Raw genomic sequence first — 24,044 nt, forward strand, 5'->3', positions numbered from 1 at the left:
GTCGAGTTCTTCGGTGACGGACAGGTCCTTGATGGCGAGGGTGGTAGTCATGGCAGTTCTCCTTGGGAGCGATTGAACTTTGGGTTCGGTTGGTTTGAGCAGTGTTTCTGCGCTCGGGAGGTACAAACGCATGGAGTGTGCCAAGGCGGGCCATGCCGGCGCAGATCGCCCGCAAGCCCAGGCGGGGCTTGGGAGAAATTTCTTTCGAGTGCGAAATATGGCGTCAAACCCAGGGGCGTGCCGTCCTGGAACTGGCGGGCCGGAACCAACACAACGACACCGGAGTGTCTGCTCTGAGCCGACACGGGCGCCCGGGCGGTACGCCCGGAGTCCGAGCAGGATGGATCCCGATGAATGGAAAGCGCGGTGACTGCCTTGGGCGTGACCCTCTGCCCGGCCTGTGCGTTGACTGAAGTGAGCGGGCGCGCCGTTGCCCTTTTCGGTGACGTTACGCCMGAGCAGGATGTCGGGCGGCTCTTTGCCGGGGCGCGCGATGCATTMGGGCCCGTGGACGTGCGGCACTACAACGTCGGCATCGGCAAGGTGGGTGCCGCCATGGAGACGAGCGCGGCTGTACGACGCGGAGCACTTCGATCGGGCCAGGCAGGCGCGCGCGCGTCTGGTGCCTGTGGGCCGCATGGGCACCGCCCGGGACGTGACTTATGCGTGTGCTTTCCTCGTATCGGACGCCGCCGCCTGCATCACAGGCACCGAGTTGATCATCGACGGCGGCATCACCGGAAAATAGGCGTGGCAGCACGACCCGAAGAGGGAACCGTGTTCATGACGGGGCGGCCCGGCGACATCGGCCGGGCCGCCGTCGAGCGGCGCCGTGTCGATGGCCAGCAGTAAACGCCTGAACCGGCCGCCAAATGCCGTGCGCGATCGCCGCCACCTTGGGCCTGCCATCCCGAGGCCTGAAGGGAATCGTGCGGCGCCGCAGGGCGACGGCCGAAAGCCTACGCTCCTGCTGCGATCATCTTGAGCACCGCCGCGGCAAGCTTGCCCCGGGCCTCTCCCAAGTAATCAACCGCGTCGAAATGATGGCCGCGCTCCTGATCGACAATCTCAACCGCGATTCCCTGCTCATGCAGTTGCGCACAGTACTCGGCCTGCAAACGGTGGTATTCCGAGGACTCCTCGCCGCCAACCGTCAGGATCATTGGCAGCCTGGTTGAGGGCAGGTGTTGCATGGGACTGTAGGCGGTAACGTCCGCCGCGCTAAGGCCCACGACTTGGTTGAGATAGCAGAGCCGGATCGGCTCGAGGTCATAGAGGCCACTGATGGCGCATCCGCCTTTCATGATATCTGCGGGGACATCGAAGTCGGCCCAGCGCGTTCCTGCAAGTGTTGCAGTGAGGTGGCCGCCCGCCGAATGGCCGGAGACGAAGATGCGATTGGGATCGAAATCCAGTTCCCTGGCGTTTCGGTACAGCCAGACCACGGCGTCCTGGTTGTCGCGTACGATCCCGGCCATGGTCACGTTTGGTGCCAAACGATAGTTCACCACGGCGACATTGATATTGTGTTCCAAGTACGGCTTGGCGACATAGCTGAAGTCCGATTTGTCCAGCGACTGCCAGTATCCACCGTGGATGAAGACCAGCAATGGCCGGCCCGGCTTGCCGGCAGGAAAGAAGTCCAATGACTGCTTGGGGTCATCGCCGTACGCTAGGTCTTCCTTGACGGGACGTGCGAGGCGGAAGTCGCGGCTCTCCTTCGCCCATCGGTCGAAGATCGCTTGATAGTGCGGGATCCCGCCCCTGACGTTGTATTGCTTGTCCAGGGACTGCTGGTCGAAGTTTCGATACACTGACATTTGAGTTTTGGCTCCGAACTGGGGGATCGATGGAGAGATCGATCCCTGKGGTAAATGCGACGTGCGCTGACGTCGAACCCACAATACTTTCTGGCGCCGCCCAGCGCGCGCCGGCGGATGACACTTGTTGTCTCGGAGACGCCATGTTCGGAAAAAGTGAAAACCGCGAGGACTACCAGCACATTGGCCGACCAGTTGGCGGGATGGCCCGCGCGTTGCCCGATCGCTTTTATATCGATTACCACTCGCACCCGCGTGCCCAGCTGATCTACGCGTACAGTGGCGCGATCMTGGTGACCACAGGGATGGGCTCCTGGGTGGTGCCGCCCCAGCGGGCGGTATGGGTGCCGGGCGACGTTCGCCATGCCATGCAGGCATGCGGTGAGGTCGAGATGCGCACGGTCTATGTTCGTGAGGACGCCGTGCCCAGCGAACTGACGACATGCTGCGTCGTCGCGGTGCCGCCGCTGCTGCGCGAGCTCGTTTCGGAGATGGTGCGCATGCCGGTCGACTATGAGGAAAACGGCCGCGACGGCCTCGTCGCCGGACTGCTCCTGCAGGAGATGCGCCCCCTGTCCGTGGTACCTCTCCACCTGCCTATGCCAAAGGATGCGCGCCTTGCCAAGATCTGCGCCCGGATCGTCGCCGACCCGTCCGACGAGACTTCCGTCGAGGCCTGGAGCCGGTCAGTGGGCGCCAGCGACCGCACCATCATCCGGCTGTTCCCCGAGGAGACCGGCCTGACCTTTAGCCGCTGGAAGCAGCAAGCCAGGCTGATGGCCGCGGTGCGCCTTCTGGCCCAGGGACGCCACGTGACCGACATCGCGTTGCAACTCGGTTATGAGAGCCCGAGCGCCTTCAGCGCGATGTTCCGGCGGGCGCTGGGCATGACTCCGACTGAGTATTTTCGCGACGCGACTCGGCGGTAAGGGCGCACCGGCCTCACAGCCTGGCGTCTGCGCGATATTGCCTGGCGTCCGTGCGCCGGACAGCCGAAGCCTCGGGCGGCACAGTGAAGGTGGCGAATCTGTCGTGCAATCTGTGCGCGGCGGCGCGCTCGCCATCGCTCACAAGAGGAACCCCGTGACAATCATCGATCGCATTCGCGAGGCAGCAATCGTGCTGCCGCCGCCAGCCATTCCAACGGCCCTGTTCGTACCTTATACCCTGCACCGCGGCATCCTGACGGTTTCCGGCCAGTTGCCCGTGCGCTCAGGCCAGCCTATATTCGCCGGGCGGGTTCCAGCGGAAGTGTCCCTGGACGATGCGCGCGAAGCCGCCCGCCTTTGCGTCGCCAATCTGCTGGGCTGGGCCTCGGCGGCCACCAACGGCGATCTGGAACGGATCGATGGCGTGCTTCGCCTGGGCGGCTTCGTCGCGACTTCCGATGGCTTCCATGACGCGCCGGCCGTGGTCAATGCGGCGTCGGAGTTGATCAACTTCATCTTCGCAGACAAAGGCCGGCACGCCCGTATCGCCATCGGCGTGGCCAGCCTGCCGCTTGGCGCTCCCGTGGAGATCGAAGCCACGTTCGCKCTCGACGTCGAAGCATGACGATGTCACCTCAGATTGGCTATGCCGACGTGCTCGTGGGTCTCCAGTATKGCGACGAGGGTAAGGCGAGAGTCGTCGACCATATTGCCGGTAGCTATGACATAGTGGCGCGCTTCAACGGCGGCGCCAACGCAGGCCACACCATCGCCACGCCTCAGGGTACCGTACGTTTGCGGCAAGTTCCGTCCGGCGTGTTGCATCCCGATCTGTCCCTCTACATCGGGTCAGGCTGCGCAATTGGGCTGACCCAGTTGGCCGAGGAGATTGCGATGCTGGGCAGCCTTGGTATATCGTTGCACTCGCGCCTGGCCATCAGCGATGCCCGGTGGTCCAGCCCCTGCATGTCGCGCTGGACCGCGAGCACGGTGGCACCATTGGCACGACAGGCAACGGCATTGGCCCGTGCTACGCCGACCATGCCTTGCGGGCACGCGATGGCACGCGGACCTCGTTTCAGCTTCGTGACCTGTTGGCCGACAGTGACGCCGTTTTTCTCCAGGTGGCCGCTGCCAGCCGGGAACACGACGCGGACCTAGATATCAGTCGCATGCGCGCGGCGTGGGCGGAGATCCGCAACCTTGTTGTGTCCGATCCGACCTTCCTTTCACGTCGCGTACAGGACGGGGCGCGCGTCTTGTTCGAGGGCGCGCAGTCGGTGATGCTTGATATCACGCATGGGGACCAGCCGTGGGTGACGTCAAGCCATACGGTGCCAGCGTATGCCTACGTCGGCGGCGACCTGCCGTGCCGGTATCACCGCAAGACAATTGGCATTGCCAAGGCCATCGTATCGCGGGTCGGATCGGGACCGCTCCCATCCGAGCTTGGCGCAGCGCAATCTGCTGAGTACTGCGCAAGTGCGGCGCAACGTGGACTAGGTCGGCAGCAGGAAGCCCTGGTCTACGATCCTGGCCTCCTGTTGGCAGGCRAGGATGCCTTCGGCCTCGGCGTCGCCATCCGCATGCTGACCGGTGAGTATGGCACCGGCACCGGCCGCCCGAGACGGGTCGGCTTGCTCGATGTCGCGCAGCTTCGGCGTGCCGTGCAGCAGCATGGGATCGACGAGCTTTTCCTCAACAAGTGCGATTGCCTGGCGTTGTTCGCCCAGACGCCCGACCACGCCATCCCGCTGGTGGATAGCGACTGGACGGATAACKACGGGCCCATAATCCACCGCTTTGCCGCGTTCAGCGCGGCAGCACTGCCTCGCAAACCTCAGGACCCATTGCCGCCCGAGCTCGACGAACTCCTGCGCTGGCTTGCCAGCCAGCTCGGATGCCGCCTGCGCGGCATAGGGCTGGGCCCGGCGCGCGAACAGTTGCGCGTGCTGCCTTGATCCCGCCCAAGTCCTCCTTGGAGACAACCATGACCCCCGACTACCTGAGCGCAGAGATGCGCCGCACTGACCTTGCCTGGACCGACTGGCCCGCCATTGAAGCCTTTCTTAAGGACGAACTGATCTGCCGTGTCGGTGTCCACGACACACCGTTCCCGTACGTGACGGCGCAGAGTTTCACCTTCACTGGTGACGCCTTTCTGATACACAGTTCGCGCTTTGGAAAGCTGGCGACTGCGATCCGAGCCAACGCGCATATCACCATCGAGATCGACCGCCCCGTCGCCTTGCTGAAGGCGCCCAAAGGCCAGAACACCAGCCTCGAGTACTACAGTGTCATCKCACGCTGTGTCGCGACGGTGCGCGAACGGACCGAGGATATCCGCGCACACCAGTCTGTGGCGCTGGACAAGTTCCGACCCGAGAAGGACTACACGCCGATCGAGGACGGCGCGGCGAACCAGATCGTGGCATACCGGTGCGAGATTCAGTCGCTGACGGCCAAGAAGCGGATCCTCGCCGACGGGCAGTATTCACCGCCCGGTCAGCCGCGTGCGCCATACCTGCGCTATCCATTTCCCGCCGGTGCCTCCCTGTCGGCGCTGCCGGAAGATGCGTTTGATCCCCTGCGCTTCGCGACCCGCTGACCCGCACCCCTTGGCTCCTCCAGCGAGCCGCCCTGCCGCCGGCATACGTGAAAGCGTGTGCCGGCGCGCGCCTTTCCGATTCGCCTTCCTCCTGCTGCTCCGATTGCGTCTGTGTACCGAGCGCGCCGCTACAGCCTGTTGAGGCCGGTGCCGTCCGCCGCTCGGGTTGGCGCCCCGGCGACATGCTTTGGCATCCCGGAGCGGGCTACGCAGCCAGGGCCGCGCGACATTACATGCCAACCGGCGAAGTTGCACGAGCCGGCCCCTAAATTCCCCGGCCAATACAAGACAGGAGACAAGATGAAAGTGACCTCTACAGAGCTGATGCGGGTCCGCATCAGTGACCGACTGGAGCGACTACCCGTATGCGGCTACCACCGCTTCCTCTTCATGGTGATCGCACTGGCGTTCTTCTTTGACAACCTTGACTTGGCGATGATGACGTATTTGCTCGGCTCGATTCGCACCGAGTTCGCGTTGACCAGTGCGCAAGCTGGGATGCTGGGCAGCGCGAGCTTTGTTGGCATGGCTGTCGGCGCGCTCAGTTCCGGTATGCTTGCCGATCGCTTCKGACGCAAGCCGGTGTTTCAGGTAAGCATGATCGTGTGGGGCTTGGGCAGCTTTCTCTGCTCCACCGCCAGTGACCCCGTGACGCTTGGCATMTATMGCCTGTTGCTGGGTCTGGGGATGGGTATGGAACTGCCGCTCGCACAAACGCTTTTGTCCGAATTCATCCCCGCTCGCCAGCGCGGCAAATACTTGGCGCTAATGGACGGAAACTGGCCCATCGCTTTCATCTGCGCGGGGCTCCTGTCATACCACGTGCTCTCGGCGTACAACTGGCGCACCATGTTCCTGCTCGGCGCGGTGCCGGCACTGTTTCTCTTCGTGGTGCGGCGCTACGTGCCGGAGTCCCCACGCTGGCTCGAATCCAAAGGCAGGCACGAGGAAGCCTCTCGCGTGGTTGATCACATCGAAGAGACGGTGAAGCGACGGATGAAACTGACATCGCTGCCCGAGGCCGCAGCCACCGCTGTCGTCCCCGAAGCCGAGATATTCGGCGTGAAGGTACTGTGGTCGCCGGAATATCGAAACCGAACCCTGACTGTGTGGGGCCTGTGGTTCTTTGCGCTGCTTGGCTTCTATGGGCTCAACACCTGGATTGGGGCGCTGTTACAGCAGACCGGCATGGGCGTGACCAAGTCGGTGCTATACACCGTGTATATCTCCGTCGGCGGCATCCCGGGATTTCTGTGCGCCGCCTGGGCCATCGAGCATTGGGGCCGTAAGCCGGCATGCGTGATCACGCTCGTGGGCGGCGCGGTGATGGCTTTTCTGTATGGCCGCGTCGCGGGTATGAATTCGGAGCCTGTCGCACTCTTCCTGTCGGGCGGAATGATGCAGTTTTTCATGTTCGGCATGTGGGCCGTGCTGTACACCTATACGCCAGAGCTTTATCCGACCCGCGCCCGCGCTACTGGCTGCGGCATGGCCTCCACGGTTGGCCGATTCGGTTCGCTGTTGGGGCCAACCATGGTCGGACTTATCCTGCCGCTGGCAGGCCAGGCCGGCGTCTTTGCGCTGGGCGCCGCCTGTTTCCTGACGGCTGCATTCATCGTTTATCGCTTTGGCATTGAAACGCGAGGCGAGGCGTTGGAATCGATCTCAGCTGATTGAGCAACGGAAGGGAGGGGGCGKCCTTCGGCATTGGCCGACTGCGAAATGATCGATAGGTCGGGACAACCTGCGTGTGACCGATTTGACGCTGGTCCGGCTCAAAAGGAACAAGCTCCGGCTTGCCGAACCCAAGGAGACGAGAGCCAGCCGGCGTTTCCGGCTGCTCGTCGTCGAGACGAAGGCCATGACGAATAGGCGATGAGATCCGCGTCGCCTGCGTCTTTCTCTGCTCCCGATCCGCTTCAATTCGCGGCCGAGGGCAACCCCAGGAGCGCCCGCGCCTGCGCCACCGTCGCCACGGGGCGCCCATGCTCCTTGCACAAGGCCGCTACCTGGCCGACCAGCGCGGCATTGGACGGGGCAAGGGTATCCTTGTCGAGCCGGACGTTGTCCTCCAGGCCGGTGCGACAATGGCCGCCGAGTTCGAGCGACCAGCGCGCCATCGTCAACTGGTCCCGGCCGATGCCCGCGCCGGTCCAGGTAGCATCGGGCGCCAGGCGCCGCAGGGTCTGCACGTAGAAGGCGAGCACTTCCCGATCGACCGGCATCGCATTCTTGATGCCCATCACAAACTGAATATGCAGTGCGCCGTCGATCTTGCCCGCCTGTTGCATGGCGACCGCCTGGAAGATCATCGACAGATCGAAGGCCTCTATCTCGGGCTTGATGGCGTAGGCCTTCATTTCGGCGGCAAGCCAATCCACGAGGTCTGGCGGATTGTCATAGACGCGAGTCGGGAAATTGACTGATCCCGTGGCAAGCGACGCCATGTCCGGCCGCAGCGACAGCATCCCGCCGCGCTCCTTTCCCGCCCCGGAGCGGCCACCGGTCGAGACTTGCGTGATGATGCCGGGCGCATGCTTGCGGATTCCCTCGAGTACGAGGGCAAAGCGGTCCGGCTCCGAGGATGGCGTCTCGTCGTCATTGCGCACGTGCAGGTGGACGAGCGTGGCGCCCGCTTCGAACGCGGCCTGGGTGGACTMGACCTGTTCGCTGACGGTGATCGGCACGGCAGGGTTGTCCCGCTTGCGCGGCAAGGAGCCGGTGATGGCGACGGAGATAATGCAGGGCTGGGTCATGTCGGCTCCTGAGGTGGTATAGGGCATCATGCCCTCGAAAGGAAGCGTATCACCGCACGCGAGAATGCCGCGGGCTGCTCCCAGTTGGACAGATGCGCGGCATTGAGCACGAGGTATTCGGCCTCGGCAATGCCCCGCGCGAGTTCGCTGCCCTGTTCCGGCGTCGTGGCGGCATCCTGCACGCCTGCGATCACCAGCACGTGCGACAGGATGCCTGGCAACAGGCTGCGCAKGTCGGCATCGCGCACCGCGGCACAGTTGCCGATATAGCCGTCGGGATCCGTGGCGGCAAGCATGGCGAGCACGGGGGCGAGGCGCGCCGGATCGCCTGCCAGCGTGGCCGGCGTGAACCAGCGGGCCAGCACGCCCTCGGCGACCATCGACATGCCGTGGCTTCGCACGTGATCGATGCGTGTGTTCCAGCCGGATGGCGGCCCGATCAGCGCCGCGGTATTCGCCAGTACGAATCGGCCAAAGCGTTCGGGATGATGGCGTGCCAGCCAGATGCCGGTCATGCCTCCCATCGACAGGCCGCAGAAATGCGCCTGCCCCACGCCGGCGTGGTCCATCACCGCCAGCACGTCGCCACCMAACTCGTCCATGCCGAACGGCGCGCTCGKCACGCCGGATGCGCCATGGCCGCGCGTGTCGTAGCGCAGCACGCGGAAGTGCTCCAGCAGCGCTGGCATCTGGGGATCCCACATCKACAGGGTGGTGCCCAGCGAGTTGGACATGACCAGCACCGGCGCGCCTTGCGGCCCGTGAAGCTCATAGTAGAGGCGAAGCCCGTTGCGATCCGCGATGCTCATGTGCGGTCCCGCCGGTAGTGGGCCAGCTTGTCCTCATCCAGCGCGACCCCGAGCCCCGGCCCTTGCGGCAGGTGCAGCGCGAAGTCCCGGTACACCGGGCGTTCCACTACGATGTCGTCCTTCAGCAGGAGCGGGCCGAACAGTTCCGTGCCCCACGCCAGTTGCGGCAGCGTGGCGAAGGCGTGAGCGGCGGCGATGGTGMCGACGCTGCCTTCCAGCATGGTGCCGCCGTAGAGGGCGATGCCGGCGGCATCGCCAACCGCGGCGGTGCGCAGCATGCCGAAGATGCCACCGGACTTGGCGATCTTTAGTGCAAACACGTCTGCGGCACCGAGGCGGGCCAGCTCCATCGCGTCCTCGGGGCCGCACACGGCCTCGTCGGCCATGATGGGCACCACGAAACGGGCTGCCAGCCGGGCCAGCGCGGGGCGCTGCTCGCGCGCGATGGGCTGTTCGACCAGGTCGATCCCGGCGGCTTCCAGCATGGCGATGCCGGTGGCGGCATCCGCTTCGTTCCAGGCCTGGTTGACGTCCACGGTGACGCGCGCCCGCTCGCCCAGCGCGCGCTTGATCGCGGAGACATGCGCCACGTCGTCACGCACACTGCGCCGGCCGATCTTGAGCTTGAAGGTGTTGTGGCGGCGCTCGCCCAGCAATCGCTCGGCCTCGTCGATGTCGCGGGAGGTATCGCCACTGGCCAGTGTCCACAGCGCCGGCAGCGTGTCGCGCACGACGCCGCCCAGCAGTGTCGACAGCGGCACGCCGAGACGCTTGCCCTGCGCATCGAGCAGCGCGGTTTCCAGCGCCGACTTGGCGAAGCGGTTGCCGCGCGCCACCTTGTTCAGCCGCGCCATGGCGGCGTGTATGTTGGTGGCGTCGTGGCCGAGCAGCGCCGGGGCCAGGTAGGCGTCGATGGTCAGCTTGATGCCCTCCGGGCTTTCGTCGCCATACGACAGGCCGCCGATGGTAGTGGCCTCGCCAATGCCTTCCACGCCATCGGCGCAGCGCAGGCGGACGATCACGAGGGTCTGCCGTTGCATCGTCGCCATGGCGAGCTGGTGCGGCCGGATGGTCGGCAGATCGACCAGGATGGCCTCGATCGATTCGATGCCTATGGAGCTGGATTGAGTCGCCACTTTCATACCTTCCTGGTGCAGTTGAATGTTGCACGAAGTATGTAGGGCTATTTTTTGGGCGTCCAACACCGTTGGCGTCTGATTTCATACCTGAGGAGTATGAAGCGCCAATTGTGCTTCATGGCTTCTGCGGCGACAGGTAGGCCATGCCTTCTTCCTCGTAGAGTTGGTAGATCATGTCCCGCAGCGAGAGCAGGTCCGCCGACTCGTCGAGCATCCGTGTGCTCATGATGATGGGAGACACCAGCTTGGGATCGTCCAGCTCCTTGTAGGTCACGTMGTCCCGCTTGAGCCCGTACACGCTGCTGGGCACCACCGAGATGCCTTCGCCCATCGCCACCAGGCCGAGCGCGATCTGCAGCTCGCGCACTTCGTGCAGGCGCCGTGGCTTCAGGGCGCGGTCATGGAAGGCGGCCAGCACCTGGTCGGCAAAGCTGGGGCGCGGCGCCTTGGGAAAGATGATGAGCGGCTCACCCACCAGGTCGTGCAGCGCGAGCCGGGACTTGGCGTCAGCCAGCGGATGCCCGACCGGCAGCGCCACGATCATGCGTTCCTCTCGCAGCACCACGCGCCGCACCGATGGGTCCTCATGCCGGATACGCCCGAAGCCCACGTCGATGCGTCCCTCCTTGAGCGCCTTGATCTGGTCCATGGTCGACATCTCGTGCAGGCTCAGTTCCAGCTCGGCGTGCGTCTGCCGGAAGCGCCGGATGATACGCGGCARCATCCCGTACAGCGTGGAGCCGACAAAGCCGACCGACATCTTGTGCTCGATCTTGCCCACCCGCTTGGTCATCGCCTGCAGTTCCGCGGTCTGGGCCAGCAGCTGCAGCGCGTGGGTATAGAAGTAGCGCCCGGTGTCGGTCAGCTTCAGTGGACGCGAGTGGCGCTCGAACAGTTGCACACCCAGGTCGTCCTCCAGTTGCTGGATCTGGCGCGACAGGGGTGGCTGTGCCATATGCAGCCGGTCGGCCGCGCGAGTGAAGTTCCGTTCCTCCGCCACGGCGACAAAGTAACGCAGATGCCGCAATTCCAAAACTATACCTCCCGGGTATAAAACAGATACTAAATCAGTGTTGGACTGCAAAAACCCCCGTTGACTATGCTTCATCCGTGCCCGGAAAACAAGCTTGATACCCGTAAAGCATGGACCGGAACCCCACCACAATTATGGAGACTCTCATGACCCACTCGGAAATCGATGCCCTGGTCACCAGCTTTATCGTCACGACCGGCACGCAAGGCACGCCCGATCCGCGCGTGCAGCAGGTGGTCGTTCGCCTGGTCGCGGACCTGTTCAAGGCGATCGAGGACCTCGACCTGAGCGCGAGCGAAGTGTGGAAGGGCATCGAGTACTTTGCCGAGGCGGGTGCCAGCCAGGAACTGGGCCTGCTTGCCGCCGGCCTGGGGCTGGAACGCTTCCTCGACATCCGCGCCGACGAGGCGGAAGCCCGCGCCGGCCTGACCGGCGGCACGCCGCGCACCATCGAAGGCCCGCTCTACGTGGCMGGCGCGCCAAAGAGCACCGGTTTCGCCCGCCTCGACGACGGCAGCGACGACGGCAAGGGCGAGGTCCTGTTCATGCAGGGTACGGTGTACGGCGCCGACGGCAAGCCGCTGCCCGGGGCCAGCGTCGAGGTATGGCACGCCAACCTGATGGGCAACTACTCGTTCTTCGACAAGACCCAGTCGCACTTCAACCTGCGCCGCACCATCGTGAGCGATGCCAATGGCCGCTACCAGTTCCGCAGCAACGTGCCGAAGGGCTACGGGTGCCCGCCGGAGGGCACCACGCAGCGCCTGCTGGACCAGCTCGCGCGCCACGGCCAGCGCCCGGCCCACATCCACTTCTTTGTGTCGGCGGATGGTTATCGCAAGTTGACCACGCAGATCAACATCGACGGCGATGAATACCTCTGGGACGACTTCGCCTTCGCCAGCCGCGAGGGGCTGGTCCCCGCGGTGACCCGCGTCACCGACGCCGCCGCGCTTGACAAGCATGGCGTCKACAAGCCGTTCGCATCGATCGACTTCGATTTMCGGCTGCTGCCRGAGCAGGATGGCGCCCCCGCCGCCGAGGTGGAGCGCCAGCGCGCCGCCGCCYGATTTTCCGTAGTACCGCCCGCCCCGCGGGCCGGCAGATCCATCCCAGGCGGCAGCGGCATGCGCGGCACCGCCCCGAAGACAAGTMATCGGCAGGAGACAACTCCATGATMCCCATCTATCCGGAGGGCAAGGCCCCCGTTCGCCCCAGCGCAAAGCGCCTCGACCTCGATGCCTTCCTGGTCGAAGACAAGGCCAGCGGCGACTACCGCCTGCACCGCCAGGCCTTCACCGACGAAGACCTGTTCGAACTCGAGATGAAGCACATCTTCGAGGGCAACTGGATCTACCTGGCCCACGAAAGCCAGGTCCCCAACAACAACGACTACTACACCACCCATATCGGCCGCCAGCCGGTGGTGATCGCGCGCAATCGCCAGGGCGAGCTGAACGCATTCATCAACGCCTGCAGCCACCGCGGCGCCATGCTGTGCCGCCACAAGCGCGGCAACAAGGCCACCTATACCTGCCCGTTCCACGGCTGGACCTTCAACAACAGCGGCAAGCTGCTGAAGGTGAAGGACCCCGAGAATGCCGGCTATCCCGACTGCTTCAACAAGGAAGGCTCGCACGACCTGAAGAAGCTGGCGCGCTTCGAGAATTACCGCGGCTTCCTGTTCGGCAGCCTGAACGCGGATGTGCCTCCGCTCAAGGAATTCCTCGGCGAAGCGGCMCGCATCATCGACATGATCGTCGACCAGTCCGCCGACGGGCTCGAGGTGCTGCGCGGCTCCTCCACCTACACCTTCGAAGGCAACTGGAAGCTGCAGGCCGAGAACGGCGCCGACGGCTACCACGTGTMGGCGGTGCACTGGAACTACGCCGCGACCACCAACCACCGCAAGCAGAAGACCGCGCAGGAAGACAAGATCCGCGCCATGGACGCCGGCAAGTGGGGCCAGCAGGGCGGCGGCTTCTACGCCTTCGACCACGGCCATATGCTGCTGTGGACGCGCTGGGCCAATCCGGAGGACCGTCCCAACTTCAGCCGGCGCGAGGAATTTGCCKAGCGTTGCGGCGCGGAAGCCGCGGACTGGATGATCCAGAATTCGCGCAACCTGTGCCTCTATCCCAACGTCTACCTGATGGACCAGTTCGGCTCGCAGATCCGCCTGCTGCGCCCGCTGTCCGTCGACAAGACCGAGGTCACCATCTACTGCATCGCGCCGAAGGGCGAATCCKACGAGGCGCGCGCGCGCCGCATCCGCCAGTACGAGGACTTCTTCAACGTCAGCGGCATGGCCACGCCGGACGACCTCGAGGAATTCCGGGCCTGCCAGCAGGGCTACGCCGGCCAGGCCCTGGCCTGGAACGACATGTGCCGCGGCGCGAAGCACTGGATTGACGGTGCCGACGAGGCCGCGCAGCGCATCGGGCTCAAGCCGGTGATGAGCGGCGTGCGGACCGAGGACGAGGGCCTGTACACGGTGCAGCACCGCTACTGGCTGGACGTGATGAGGAAAGCCGTGGCCGAGGAGCTCGGCGCATCCGCGAACGACGCCATCGATACCACGGCGGCCACTGACCTCGACAACGCCGCCGCAGGGAGCGCAGCATGAGCACCGCCGGGACCACCCTMGACAAGCCAGTCGACCTTGCAGCCATCCAGTCCTTCCTGTACCGCGAGGCACGGCTGCTGGACGACGAAGAGTGGGATGCATGGCTCGCCTGCTACCACCCCGAAGCAACCTTCTGGATGCCATGCTGGGATGACGACGGCGAGCTCATCACCGACCCGCAGCGTGAGATCTCGCTGATCTATTACCCGACCCGCCAGGGCCTGGAAGATCGCGTGTTTCGCATCAAGACGGAGCGCTCCAGCGCCACCATTCCGGACACGCGCACCAGTCACAACCTGAGCAACGTGGAAGTGCTCGGGGCAGAGGGCGACACGTGCACCGTGCGCTTCAACTGGCACACCCTCAGCCATCGCTACCAGACCACCTACAGCTACTTCGGCATGTCGCGCTACACGCTCGATCTCTCCGACGGGCAGCCGCGCATCCTGGACAAGTACGTCGTGCTCAAGAACGACTACATCAACCAGGTCATCGACATTTATCACATCTGATCCAGGCTGGAGAAACGCGCTATGGAACATACCATCGCCCTGCAATTCGAGGACGGCGTCACCCGGTTCATCACCTGTGGCGAGAACGAAACCMTGTCCGACGCCGCCTACCGGCAACAGATCAATATCCCGCTGGACTGCCGCGACGGTGCCTGCGGCACCTGCCGCGGCCTGTGCGAGTCGGGCAGCTATGACTTGCCGGAATCGAGTTATATCGAAGATGCGCTGACCGCAGAGGAGGCCGCGGGCGGCTACGTGCTGGCCTGTCAGACYCGGCCCCGCTCGGACTGCGTGATCCGCGTGCCCGCATCGTCGGCCGCGTGCAAGACCGGTGTCGCCACCTACCAGGGGACGCTGGCCGAGCTGGAACAGCTCTCCGAGTCGACCATTGGCTTCGCCATCGACCTGGACGATGCCGGCGGCCTGGACTTCCTGCCTGGCCAGTATGTCAACGTCGAGATCCCGGGCACCAGCCAGACGCGCTCATACTCCTTCAGCTCCGCGCCCGGCAGCGCGCGCACCGGCTTCGTGGTGCGCAACGTGCCGAAAGGACAGATGAGCACCTGGCTGACCAGCCAGGCAAAATCCGGCGAGCGCGTGGCATTCTCGGGTCCCTACGGCAGCTTCTACCTGCGCGAGGTGGCGCGGCCGGTGTTGTTCCTGGCTGGCGGCACCGGCATCGCCCCCTTCCTGTCGATGTTCGATGCCCTGGCCACGCGCGGCTGTGCGCATCCCGTGCGCATGGTCTACGGTGTCACAAACGACATTGACCTGGTGGCGCTGTCGCGCATCGATGCCGCGCAGGCCGCCTTGCCCGGCCTCGAATACCGGACCTGCGTGGCTGACCCCGCCAGCGGCCATGCACGCAAGGGCTATGTCACCGCCCATGTGGAACCGGAATGGCTCAACGGTGGCGATGTCGACATCTACCTGTGCGGTCCCGTTGCGATGGTGGAGGCTGTGCGTGGGTGGCTGCAGCAAAGCGGCATCACGCCTGCCGGCTTCTACTACGAGAAGTTCTCGGCCAGCAACGCGGCATGAGCGAGGAGCAAGACAATATGAGAACGGCTACACGTTTCGCAGGTAAATCGATGGTCGTGACCGGCGCCGCGCAAGGCATCGGCCGCKGGGTGGCGCTGGCTGCCGCCGCCGAGGGCGCGTGGGTCGCGCTGGTCKACCGCTCGGCGCTGGTCGATGAAGTCGCGGCGCAGATCACGGCAGCCGGCGGACAGGCCATTGCCGTGCACGCCGATCTGGAGAGCTACGCCGGCGCCGTGCAGATGGTGAAGGCCGCGGATGCAGCGTTCGGCCACATCGACATTCTCGTCAACAACGTGGGCGGCACGATCTGGGCAAAGCCCTTCCAGGCTTATGAAGAAGACCAGATCGAAGCCGAGATCCGGCGCTCTTTGTTCCCGACGCTGTGGTGCTGCCGGGCGGTGCTGCCCGGCATGGTGGCGCGGCGCCAGGGTGTCATCGTCAACGTGTCGTCGATCGCCACGCGCAGCATCCACCGCGTTCCCTACGCGGCGGCCAAGGGCKGCGTCAACGCACTGACGGCCAGCCTCGCCTTCGAGCATGCGCACGAAGGGATACGCGTCAACGCCGTGGCGACTGGGGGGACCGAKGCGCCGCCGCGCAAGATACCGCGCAATACCTCAGCGCAGAGCGAGCAGGAAGCCAGCTGGTACCAGGCCATCGTCGATCAGACCAAAGCCAGCAGCCTGATGCAGCGCTATGGCACGATCGACGAGCAGGTGCGCGCCATTCTGTTCCTGGCATCCGAGGAGGCCTCTTACATGACAGGAACGGTCGTGCCAGTGGGCGGTGGGGATCAGGGCTGACGGAAAGCCACTTGCGTAGATTGGGCCGCCGCCGACGCCAGGTGAGCACGCTCAGAACCGATGCCTGATGCCCGTGGTGACGCCGAACTGATTGGCGCCAGCGGTGGTCTGCCCAAATCCGGAAGAGCCATTGCTCAGTCCGAGGTTGGAACCATGGCGGTTCAGCGTATAGCCCACCGCGGTAAAGATGTCGGTGCGCTTGGACAGCGAGTAGTCCAGCAGCAGCGAGAACAGCCAAGGGTCCGCATTGGTGTTCTTGAAGTCCTGATAATAGGCTGCACCTGTCAGGCTCAGCGCCGCCGACAAGTCGTATCTAAGCCCGGCCCAGTAGAGGTTGGATGCCTGGTTGCCGGCGCCAGCCAGGGCCCCTGTGACGATTCCACCGTCGTATGCCTTCGCCCGCCGGTAGCCGGCGAACGTGTGAGCAGGGCCGATATCGAAGGATGCCGCCACTGCCGCGCGCCGGATCCTGGCGTCTGGACTGGCGGCCAATGTTCCCGTGCCCACCTGGTCGTATATCGCGCCGATCGAAAAGGGGCCACTTGCGTAACGCACTCTAACGCCGTACTCCCGGCCGATCTTTGGCGCACCMGGGACTTCGCTTCCGCCGTTGACCGTGCTGTCGACGCCAAAGCTGTAAAGCGCGGACGCGGAGAAGCTGCCAAATGTCCCCGCGTACTTGACCGAGTTGTCGGAGCGAGAAACGAAGTAGACGTCCTGGCTGATGAGCGAGTATTTGGTTCCCAACTGCATAGGGTCGTAGTCGCCACCGAATTCAAAGAATGGCGTGATCTGCCGCCCCAGTGTGATCTTGCCAAGGGGATTCTGCAGACCAACGAATGCCTGCCGCCCGAACAGTCGCGAGTTCTGTCCGGACTTGCCGGTATCGGTGTCGAAGCCGCTCTCCAGGACAAAGATGGCGCTATAGCCTGCCCCGAGATCCTCCGACCCGCGCAGCCCCCAGCGGGATCCCGCGAGGTTGCCGGACGTCATCCGCGTCACGCTTCCTGCGTTGTCTGGTTGTCTGTTGGCATATTCGACGCCGACGTCGATCAACCCGTACAGCACGATACCGCTGTCCTGGGCGAACGCGCTGCCTGGGACGACGACAGCAGCAATGGCAATGATGGTTTTCTTCATGGATTGGCTCGCGATGTGAAGGGATGCCGGGCGGCGGTTAGGCGGCAAGGAGCGGTTCAGACAGACGAGACGCTCCCCACCGCGACCGTTTCGATAGCGGCGCGGTCCCCTTTTGATTTGGATTTCAGAGACTGCGGGTGTCGGGATGCCAACGGCGGGCCGGATGGCAACCCGCCGTGGATTGCGCAATTTCGCGCCCGGACGTCTAGGCTGAGCGTGCCAGCTTCTCTAGCGCCCACTCTTGCGCCGCTCGGGCAAGCGACATCTCAGTCCTGCTTGCGCGTTCGAACAGGCCTTCCACACGATCGGCGATGCGCAGGACTTCCGTATCCACCGCCGCATCCGTCGCGCCGCCCTCGTATTCGCGGACGCAGCTGACGATACCGCCCGCATTGACGAGGAAGTCAGGCAAATAGGCAATGCCACGCTCATGGAGCGCTTCGCCGTCGTCGGAAGTGGCAAGCTGATTGTTGGCCGCGCCGGCAATCAGTTGAGCCTGGATTCCAGGAATACTTTCGGCGTTCAGCGTCGCGCCGAGTGCGCAAGGCGCCAGCACGTCAACTGGTTGAGCCGTKATCTCTTGTGGTGAAACGACCTTCGCGCCGAACGCGGCGTGCGCCGCGGCCGCGCGCGCGGAATCCACGTCAGCAACGATCAGGCGGCAGCCAGCGCCGTGAAGCCAGTCAGCCAGTACCCAACCCACGGCGCCGAGTCCCTGAATCGCCACGGAGACGCCATCGAGCGATGCGTCGCCATGCATCATCTTCCAGGCGCGCTGAATAGACGCAAAAACGCCCAGCGCCGTCTTTGGCGACGGGTTTCCCCCAAACTGTCCCGCCCGGGGAATGCCCGCCGCGAACGACGTCTGCTTCCCGATCTGCAGCAGATCCTCCTCAGTGGTGCCGACATCCTCGCCAGTAATGTAGGTACCCGACAGCGACTGGATCAAGCTGCCGAACAGCTGGAACAGCTCGGCCCGGTTGGTCTGTTGCGGAGTGCGCAGKATCACCGACTTCCCGCCGCCGAAGGGCAGGTCCGCCATGGCGTTCTTCAGGCTCATGCCCCGCGACAGCCTGAGGGCGTCTTCCAGGGCTCGCTCCTCCGAGCCATACGTGTAGTAACGGCAGCCGCCGAACGCGGGGCCCCGAACAGTATTGTGCAATGCCACGATGGCACGCAGCCCCGTGCTCTCGTCCGCGAACAAATGAACCTTCTCGTGAGGGGGCTCGCCTGCAACGCCGAAGAGGCTTTTCCTCGAGGCGAGGCGGTGGATATCAATGGAAGGCATATTGGAAATCAGATGGGTTGGAGTGAATGAATGCCCAAGGTCGAGACAACTGCTATGCAGACAGTCCGGCATGAAAGGTAGCGGGAGCAAACTCGCCCAGCGCCGCCAGCAGCAGGGTCCAGGCCTTCAGGCCCTGCGCGATCGAGCTGATCCGGAAGAACTCGTTTGGCGCATGGACATCCTCGTCCGGCAGGTTGAAGCCGAACATCAGGGTGTCGATGCCGAGGACTTCCTTGAACAGCGAGGTGATGGGAACCGAGGCGCCGAGTCGCACGCGAACCGGCCGGATGCCGCTGATGCTRCTCAGCACCTGGTCGGCTGCGAKAACAAGGGGATGGCCCGCGTCGAGGGTCGATGCGGGGCTGCCACCATGCATGGCCACCACGTCGAGTCTTGCTCCCGGAAGACAATGACTCTGCAGATGCTCGAGCACGGCCTGCAGCACTTGCCCGGATTCCTGCCCCTCCACCAGCCTGATGCTCATCTTGGCGTTGGCCTGACAAGGAATGATGGTTTTGTTGCCGCTGCCCGTGTAGCCGCCCCACAGCCCGTTGACATCGAGACAGGGACGCAGCGTGATCTGTTCGCGCATGCTGAAGCCCGGCTCACCATGCGCCGCAGCGCCGACATCGCCCAGATAGGCCACCCCGTCGAAGGGCAAAGCAGCAGTGTCCGCCCGCTGTGACGCCGCGAGCGGCGCCGCACCAGCATAGAAGCCTTCMACGGCGACGCTTCCGTCGATCCTGTGCAGCGATGCAACGAGGCGCGCCATCTCATGCAGCGCGTTCAGCGTGCAGCCGCCGTAGCGCCCGGAGTGCAGATCCTTGTCCGCGGTAATCAGGCTGACCTCGAGCAGGCAGTTGCCACGCGCGCCAGTGTTGATGGTCGGAAAGTCCGCGCTGGCGCGACCGCCGTCGGCGGACAAGACCGCATCGGCCGAGAGCAGTTGCCGGTGACGCTGGGCTAGCGCACTCAGCGAAGGGCTACCGGTTTCCTCCTCCCCTTCCAGGAAGATCTTGACGTTAACCGGACACGCGCCGTTGACGGCGAGAAATGCGGCAACGACTTCCAAAGCAATGGTCGTCGACCCCTTGACGTCAGACGCGCCGCGAGCATAAAGGCGGTCGCCATCCAGCGTCGGCTCGAAAGGCGGTGTACGCCACAGGGCGATGGGTTCGGCGGGTTGCACATCATAGTGACCATAGATCAGGAGGGTGGGCTTGCCGGGCGCGCCCAGCCATGAGCCATATACCGCAGGTTCACCGCCGCCATCCACCAGACGCACATCGTCCAGGCCCATGCTCCGCAGGCGCTCCAACAGAAATGCTCGGGCCTCCTCCATCCGGGGCGCGAACGCCGGGTCGGCGCTCACACTGGGAATACGCAGGAATTCGTCTAGCCAGCCGACAATATTGTCCTGGCGTGATTCGAGATATTGAATGACTTCTGCTGTCATGAATCGTGGTCCGGTAAGGTCGAAGGCGTGCACCATGCCCCGTCTCGCTCGGCAAGCAGGCGTGGCAATCCATCCCGGCGGGGAACGCCGGGGCATGGCTCTGGGGAAAACGGGGAAGGGATGTCGCCGTCTGGCCGCTTCCTGCGGCTGGCAGACGGCATGCCGGCTATTCCGGTTCGTAGCTAGAAGCCTTGAAGATCGCGCGGTAGCGCTGTATCTCAGCCTCGTAAAACCTCTTGCCGGCGGCAATGCTCATGGGGTCGAAGAGAGTCTTGCCTTGTGCTTCCAGAACGGCGCGCGCGGCCGGATTGCGCAGCGACGCGGCAATGGCCGCATTCAGGCGCTCGACGATGGCGGGATCGGTTCCCTTCTTTACCAGGTACGCGGTCCAGATACCGTAGTCGAAGTCTGCCAGGACACGGCTCTTATCGATTGTCGGGATCGACTGGAAGGGCAACGGTAGCGGTCGCTTCGAGAATGTGCCAATGATCTTCACGCGGCCCTGTTTGACAAAACCTTCGTAGTTGGCCTGATAGGGCAAGATGGCAAAGTCGATCTGTCCGCCGATCAAGTCCGCCACCAGCGGCACGCCGCCTTTATACGGGACGTKAGTCATCGGCACACCGATGCGCTTGGAGACCATTTCGGTCATCAGGTGCACAAGCGAGCCGGCACCGGGCGAGCCGTAATTCAATGTGTTCTTGCCCTTGCGCCGGGCGAGCGCAACGAACTCGTCAAGGGTATCGGCCGGGATGCCTGCATTGACCATCAGTATCAATGGCGAGGTCGCAACCGGCGCCACGAACTCGAAATCCTCCGGCTTGTGCTTGACTCCTTTGTTGGCCAATCCCGCCAGGATCAATTCGTTAGGTGAACCCTGGAACAGGTAATAGCCGTCGGCTGCCGCTCCGAGTACCTTGTTCGCCGCGATGGCTCCGCTGGCCCCGCCCAGGTTCTCGACGATCACCTGGCCGCCAATCTCCTGGCCGATCAATCCGTTCAACGCGCGAGCCGTGACGTCGCTGGCTGCACCGGCTGGATACGGCACCATCAGAGAGATGGGGCGTGCTGGATATGGCCCTTGCGCCGAAGCCGGGGCCAGCCCAGCCAAGGCAAGCGTGAACAGGGCCCAAAGGGTTCTTGCAAGTTTCATGTTCGTCTTGAGTACGAGAGGTTAGCAAAGCCGCAAAAGTATGGTAGAAACCTATCGACTATCGGTMCAATGCATTGTTATCATTTTTTTGATAATTCTTTCTCATGCTTTGGCGCCCAGAGACGGCAACCCATGAACCTTCAGCAGCTTGACCATCTCCTTGCCCTCGTCGAAACCGGCTCGTTTAGCCGGGCGGCKGAAAAACTCAATCTGACTCAGCCTGCACTAAGCCGAAGCATCCAGATGCTGGAGAGCGAACTTGGGCAGTGCCTGATCGACCGCATCGGCAAGCGCAACGAACTCACGCCATTCGGCGCGGCAGTGGCGGAGCGAGCCTTGAAGATCGTCATCGAAGCGCGCGAGCTAAAGCGCAGCGCAAAGCTGTTCGGTCAGGGCAAGATCGGCACCGTGCAATTGGGCTTGAGCGCGGCGCCCAGCGCGATGTTGACGGCTCCCCTGCTGGAGCATGTGTTGAATCACTTCCCGGGCATCCGCGTACAGATAATGGGCGGCAGCGTGGCGAATCAGCTCACGGCACTGCGGGCAAGGTCGATCGACGCGCTGGTGGTTAATTCCCGTGCCGTGCCACTTCACGATGACCTCAACATCTTTCCATTKGCCGAGATACCTTCTGGTTTTCTCTGCAGACAGGGGCATCCGCTGAGCGGAAAGGATGTGGTGGAGTTCGACGAACTGCGCGAGTACCCGATCATCTCCACCGCGATMAGTGATGACCTTTCGCGTAACCTCGTCGAGGCGTTTGGCCCTGATGCTTATCCGCAAAAATGGCTGCATGTGACATCGGACGAGATCCCGGGCCTGCTCGAAGCTGTGAAGCGCACGGATGCCTTGTTTGTCGGCGTGCTCGGCGTTGCCCGACGCATGCTACAAGCGGGTGAACTAGTGGCGTTGAACGTTGCCCGATGCCCTCCGCTGCGCGCGCAATTCGTCTTCGTCACCATGCGGTGGCGCACGGAGGCCCCGCCAACGGCGGTCATACGCGACTTCTGCGAGGAGTTGTGCCGGCAGGAATCGGACACAGTACAAGGCCTCGGCCGCCCGGGCGCGGACTGCCGAGGATAAGGATGACGCCGTGGTCAGTAGATTGAGGGAAATACCGTCGGGCCCCACACCGTGTCACACTTGTGCGCCGTCTCGAAGGCGTTGTTCGTGATCTTGATGACCGGATACGAGAACGCAATCATGGCGCGGTCGGTCGGGCCGGTGAATCTCGGCCAGCGCACTGGGATGTTCGTGCCGTCGCCGTTAGGATCTCCCGTCTTCACGAAGTTCACAATGTAGCTGGACATTTGCGCCGCGAGTGCCTGGCGCGCTTTCGTGCGGTCAGGATCCTGCGGCGCCGTGCGCTCGTCGAAGTATGGGTACGTGGCCAGCTGGTCCACCGTGTCGAACAGATAGAAGCTATCCATGCCATGTGCGGTGCCGTAGTAAAACTGCGTGGGTGCAGCGGGAAACGAGAGTGCCGGGTCGGTGAACTCCCAGGCAAAAACCGGCACCCATGCCGAAAGTGTGTCGCGCCTTGCACTATTCCCACACGCGTACATCGCATCGCCGATCGCCCTGGCGATGCCTTGGGCTGGTACCRCATACCCGGAGATCGGATAGGCCGCGTCGATAGCCGTGGTATCGAAGCCAGCCGGCGCCAGGCCGTGGAGGTATGGAAGGTAGGCGGCCGCCGGCAGGGCTGGGTCTACAAACAGCGTGCCTTCGTCGTAGACGCCTCCGGTCATGACGGGAACCTGGTTGAAGTTGCCGGTCGCAAATGCCTGCGCGGGGACTTGCGTAACGATTTGGGCATCCACCGTCGGCCGCCATTTCCGGCCGGTCTCATTGAGCAATGCAGATACCGGCAGCGCTCGCAGGCAAGCCACGACATCGGCGGCCTTGTCGCAACCGAGCGCTGCCACTGCCGCATCGCCGACAGCCAATGCGGATGCCTGCGATGGATTGGAGTACTCGGACGCACCGCCGCTCTGCATGATGGCGCGTTGGAACAAGCCTTTTGCCTTCGGGGACTGAAGTAGCGAAAAGCTCTGGGTGGCTCCGGCGGAAGTGCCCCAGATCGTAACGTTCGTTGGGTCTCCGCCAAATGCGGCGATATTGCGCTGAACCCAGGCCAGGGCGGCCATCTGGTCCATCAATGCAAAATTTCCGAGGCTGCCGTCGCGGTTTGACGACCGCAATGCCGCGTTGGCAAGGTATCCCAGGGCGCCTAGCCGGTAGTTGAGACTCACGCCGACGACGCCTTTTGATGCCAGTCGACTCATGTCGCCGCCACCCGATCCAAGTGTGAACGCACCGCCGTGTATGTACACGACCACCGGAAGCTTGCTGCCCGACGCCGCGCTCTGCGGCTTCCACACGTTCAAGAACAGACAGTTTTCACTTGTCACCTTTTCACCGCCGGTGGCAGGCTGTGGGCAGGCAGCGCCGAACGCTGACGCATCCAGGGGCGCGGATCGCGCCGTTGCCGGTCTGGTCGGTGCCCAGCGTAGCGGCCCCACCGGCGGGTCGGCGTAGGGGATGCCTTTGAAGGACACGGTACCGTTAGCGGCGGTGCCAATCACAGGGCCCTCCGCTGTCGTCACCGCCAGCGGCGGCGCCTGGGAAACCGCCGCTGCCGGCGGGCTATTATCGTCGCCGCCGCAAGCGGCAACGACCAGCGCCGAGCCGGCGATAGCTAACGCGCCACGCAGTGTCCGATCAAGTTGCACTGCTCTCACTCTGTTGGCCATTTCCCCCTGCCCTCCTTCTTTCAAAAAATGAAACGAATTAAAATAAAGCATAAATACGATAATGCCGGGAGAGGGAGATTATTGCCGCGCACGGAAATATTTATCGATAATCATCGGTGCGGCTTATATATATTTACTTGATAATATTGAATTGATATTTATTTGTCCAATGCAT

Annotated in this window: 20 protein-coding genes and 2 pseudogenes; 12 read left to right on the forward strand and 10 right to left on the reverse strand. The window is 63.7% G+C overall.

Translation table 11 applies throughout. From position 1 onward, the window contains the following. Window positions 1–592: 592 nt before the first annotated feature. Window positions 593–748: pseudogene (locus AC1DKV_RS35440) on the forward strand (SDR family oxidoreductase); the annotation flags it as partial. A 211-nt stretch (window positions 749–959) separates the two neighbouring features. Here the strand turns inward: AC1DKV_RS35440 and AC1DKV_RS35445 are convergent. Beyond that, on the reverse strand, window positions 960–1,820 hold the full coding sequence (locus AC1DKV_RS35445) for an alpha/beta hydrolase (protein WP_441623675.1): 861 nt from the start codon (window positions 1,818–1,820) through the stop codon (window positions 960–962). Window positions 1,821–1,963: 143 nt separating this feature from the next. Between AC1DKV_RS35445 and AC1DKV_RS35450 the strand changes: the two genes are divergently transcribed. The 5 genes and pseudogenes from AC1DKV_RS35450 to AC1DKV_RS35470 all read left to right on the forward strand — a co-directional run bounded on the left by AC1DKV_RS35450 (window position 1,964) and on the right by AC1DKV_RS35470 (window position 7,034). After that, window positions 1,964–2,749, forward strand: a complete 786-nt coding sequence (locus tag AC1DKV_RS35450; protein WP_477139174.1) for an AraC family transcriptional regulator — start codon at window positions 1,964–1,966, stop codon at window positions 2,747–2,749. A gap of 154 nt (window positions 2,750–2,903) precedes the next feature. Then, a complete protein-coding gene (locus tag AC1DKV_RS35455) occupies window positions 2,904–3,374 on the forward strand; it encodes a RidA family protein (RefSeq protein ID WP_441623679.1) in 471 nt (156 codons plus the stop codon). Window positions 3,375–3,376: 2 nt separating this feature from the next. Continuing rightward, window positions 3,377–4,710, forward strand: a pseudogene (locus tag AC1DKV_RS35460) (adenylosuccinate synthetase). A 29-nt stretch (window positions 4,711–4,739) separates the two neighbouring features. Continuing rightward, window positions 4,740–5,357 (forward strand): pyridoxamine 5'-phosphate oxidase family protein, encoded by a 618-nt coding sequence (locus AC1DKV_RS35465; RefSeq protein WP_477139175.1) that lies wholly within the window; start codon window positions 4,740–4,742, stop codon window positions 5,355–5,357. A gap of 300 nt (window positions 5,358–5,657) precedes the next feature. Next, window positions 5,658–7,034: an MFS transporter gene (locus tag AC1DKV_RS35470; RefSeq protein WP_477139176.1), complete on the forward strand. Its 1,377-nt coding sequence runs from the start codon at window positions 5,658–5,660 to the stop codon at window positions 7,032–7,034. A 242-nt stretch (window positions 7,035–7,276) separates the two neighbouring features. Here AC1DKV_RS35470 and AC1DKV_RS35475 read toward each other — a convergent pair whose 3' ends face one another. From AC1DKV_RS35475 to AC1DKV_RS35490, 4 genes are all read right to left on the reverse strand, one after another. Then, on the reverse strand, window positions 7,277–8,113 hold the full coding sequence (locus tag AC1DKV_RS35475) for a 3-oxoadipate:acetyl-CoA acetyltransferase (RefSeq protein WP_477139177.1): 837 nt from the start codon (window positions 8,111–8,113) through the stop codon (window positions 7,277–7,279). Window positions 8,114–8,139: 26 nt separating this feature from the next. Continuing rightward, window positions 8,140–8,922, reverse strand: a complete 783-nt coding sequence (pcaD, locus tag AC1DKV_RS35480) for a 3-oxoadipate enol-lactonase (protein ID WP_477139178.1) — start codon at window positions 8,920–8,922, stop codon at window positions 8,140–8,142. Further along, window positions 8,919–10,064 (reverse strand): muconate/chloromuconate family cycloisomerase, encoded by a 1,146-nt coding sequence (locus tag AC1DKV_RS35485; protein ID WP_477139179.1) that lies wholly within the window; start codon window positions 10,062–10,064, stop codon window positions 8,919–8,921. The genes pcaD and AC1DKV_RS35485 overlap by 4 nt, the downstream gene beginning before the upstream one ends. A 112-nt stretch (window positions 10,065–10,176) precedes the next feature. Next, window positions 10,177–11,094 carry a LysR family transcriptional regulator gene (locus AC1DKV_RS35490; RefSeq protein ID WP_477139180.1) on the reverse strand — a complete coding sequence of 306 codons (918 nt, stop codon included), beginning with the start codon at window positions 11,092–11,094 and terminating at the stop codon, window positions 10,177–10,179. A 146-nt stretch (window positions 11,095–11,240) separates the two neighbouring features. On the opposite strand from AC1DKV_RS35490, the gene catA reads away from it, so the two are divergent. The 5 genes from catA to AC1DKV_RS35515 are packed head-to-tail and all read left to right on the forward strand — an operon-like array spanning window position 11,241 to window position 16,076. Further along, the gene (gene catA, locus AC1DKV_RS35495) at window positions 11,241–12,272 is read left to right on the forward strand and encodes a catechol 1,2-dioxygenase (RefSeq protein WP_477139181.1); all 1,032 of its coding nucleotides are present in this window, start codon (window positions 11,241–11,243) and stop codon (window positions 12,270–12,272) included. Continuing rightward, a complete protein-coding gene (gene benA, locus AC1DKV_RS35500) occupies window positions 12,269–13,720 on the forward strand; it encodes a benzoate 1,2-dioxygenase large subunit (protein ID WP_477139182.1) in 1,452 nt (483 codons plus the stop codon). The genes catA and benA overlap by 4 nt, the downstream gene beginning before the upstream one ends. Continuing rightward, window positions 13,717–14,232, forward strand: coding sequence for a benzoate 1,2-dioxygenase small subunit (gene benB / locus AC1DKV_RS35505; RefSeq protein WP_441623695.1), 516 nt, complete (start codon window positions 13,717–13,719; stop codon window positions 14,230–14,232). The genes benA and benB overlap by 4 nt, the downstream gene beginning before the upstream one ends. Window positions 14,233–14,253: 21 nt before the next feature. Next, the gene (gene benC, locus AC1DKV_RS35510; RefSeq protein ID WP_477139183.1) at window positions 14,254–15,273 is read left to right on the forward strand and encodes a benzoate 1,2-dioxygenase electron transfer component BenC; all 1,020 of its coding nucleotides are present in this window, start codon (window positions 14,254–14,256) and stop codon (window positions 15,271–15,273) included. Between the two features lie 17 nt (window positions 15,274–15,290). Further along, window positions 15,291–16,076, forward strand: coding sequence for a 1,6-dihydroxycyclohexa-2,4-diene-1-carboxylate dehydrogenase (locus AC1DKV_RS35515; protein WP_477139184.1), 786 nt, complete (start codon window positions 15,291–15,293; stop codon window positions 16,074–16,076). A gap of 51 nt (window positions 16,077–16,127) precedes the next feature. On the opposite strand, the gene AC1DKV_RS35520 is transcribed toward AC1DKV_RS35515, so the two are convergent. From AC1DKV_RS35520 to AC1DKV_RS35535, 4 genes are all read right to left on the reverse strand, one after another. After that, window positions 16,128–17,216 (reverse strand): porin, encoded by a 1,089-nt coding sequence (locus AC1DKV_RS35520; RefSeq protein WP_441623701.1) that lies wholly within the window; start codon window positions 17,214–17,216, stop codon window positions 16,128–16,130. 205 nt (window positions 17,217–17,421) lie between these two features. Then, window positions 17,422–18,504, reverse strand: coding sequence for a Glu/Leu/Phe/Val family dehydrogenase (locus AC1DKV_RS35525; protein ID WP_441623703.1), 1,083 nt, complete (start codon window positions 18,502–18,504; stop codon window positions 17,422–17,424). A gap of 52 nt (window positions 18,505–18,556) precedes the next feature. Continuing rightward, window positions 18,557–19,960 carry a M20/M25/M40 family metallo-hydrolase gene (locus tag AC1DKV_RS35530; protein WP_477139185.1) on the reverse strand — a complete coding sequence of 468 codons (1,404 nt, stop codon included), beginning with the start codon at window positions 19,958–19,960 and terminating at the stop codon, window positions 18,557–18,559. A 166-nt stretch (window positions 19,961–20,126) separates the two neighbouring features. Next, window positions 20,127–21,113: a Bug family tripartite tricarboxylate transporter substrate binding protein gene (locus tag AC1DKV_RS35535; RefSeq protein ID WP_477139186.1), complete on the reverse strand. Its 987-nt coding sequence runs from the start codon at window positions 21,111–21,113 to the stop codon at window positions 20,127–20,129. A 132-nt stretch (window positions 21,114–21,245) separates the two neighbouring features. On the opposite strand from AC1DKV_RS35535, the gene AC1DKV_RS35540 reads away from it, so the two are divergent. Further along, window positions 21,246–22,196: a LysR family transcriptional regulator gene (locus tag AC1DKV_RS35540; protein WP_477139187.1), complete on the forward strand. Its 951-nt coding sequence runs from the start codon at window positions 21,246–21,248 to the stop codon at window positions 22,194–22,196. Window positions 22,197–22,210: 14 nt separating this feature from the next. Here the strand turns inward: AC1DKV_RS35540 and AC1DKV_RS35545 are convergent, their stop codons facing one another. Then, window positions 22,211–23,920: a carboxylesterase/lipase family protein gene (locus AC1DKV_RS35545; RefSeq protein ID WP_477139188.1), complete on the reverse strand. Its 1,710-nt coding sequence runs from the start codon at window positions 23,918–23,920 to the stop codon at window positions 22,211–22,213. Between the last annotated feature and the right edge of the window lie 124 nt (window positions 23,921–24,044).

Source organism: Cupriavidus sp. 05T41 (assembly GCF_056396525.1).

Coding starts and splice junctions, on each gene's coding strand:
- AC1DKV_RS35445 (WP_441623675.1), bottom strand. CDS start 1,820: ATGTCAGTGTATCGAAACTTCGACCAGCAGTCCCTGGACAAGCAATAC.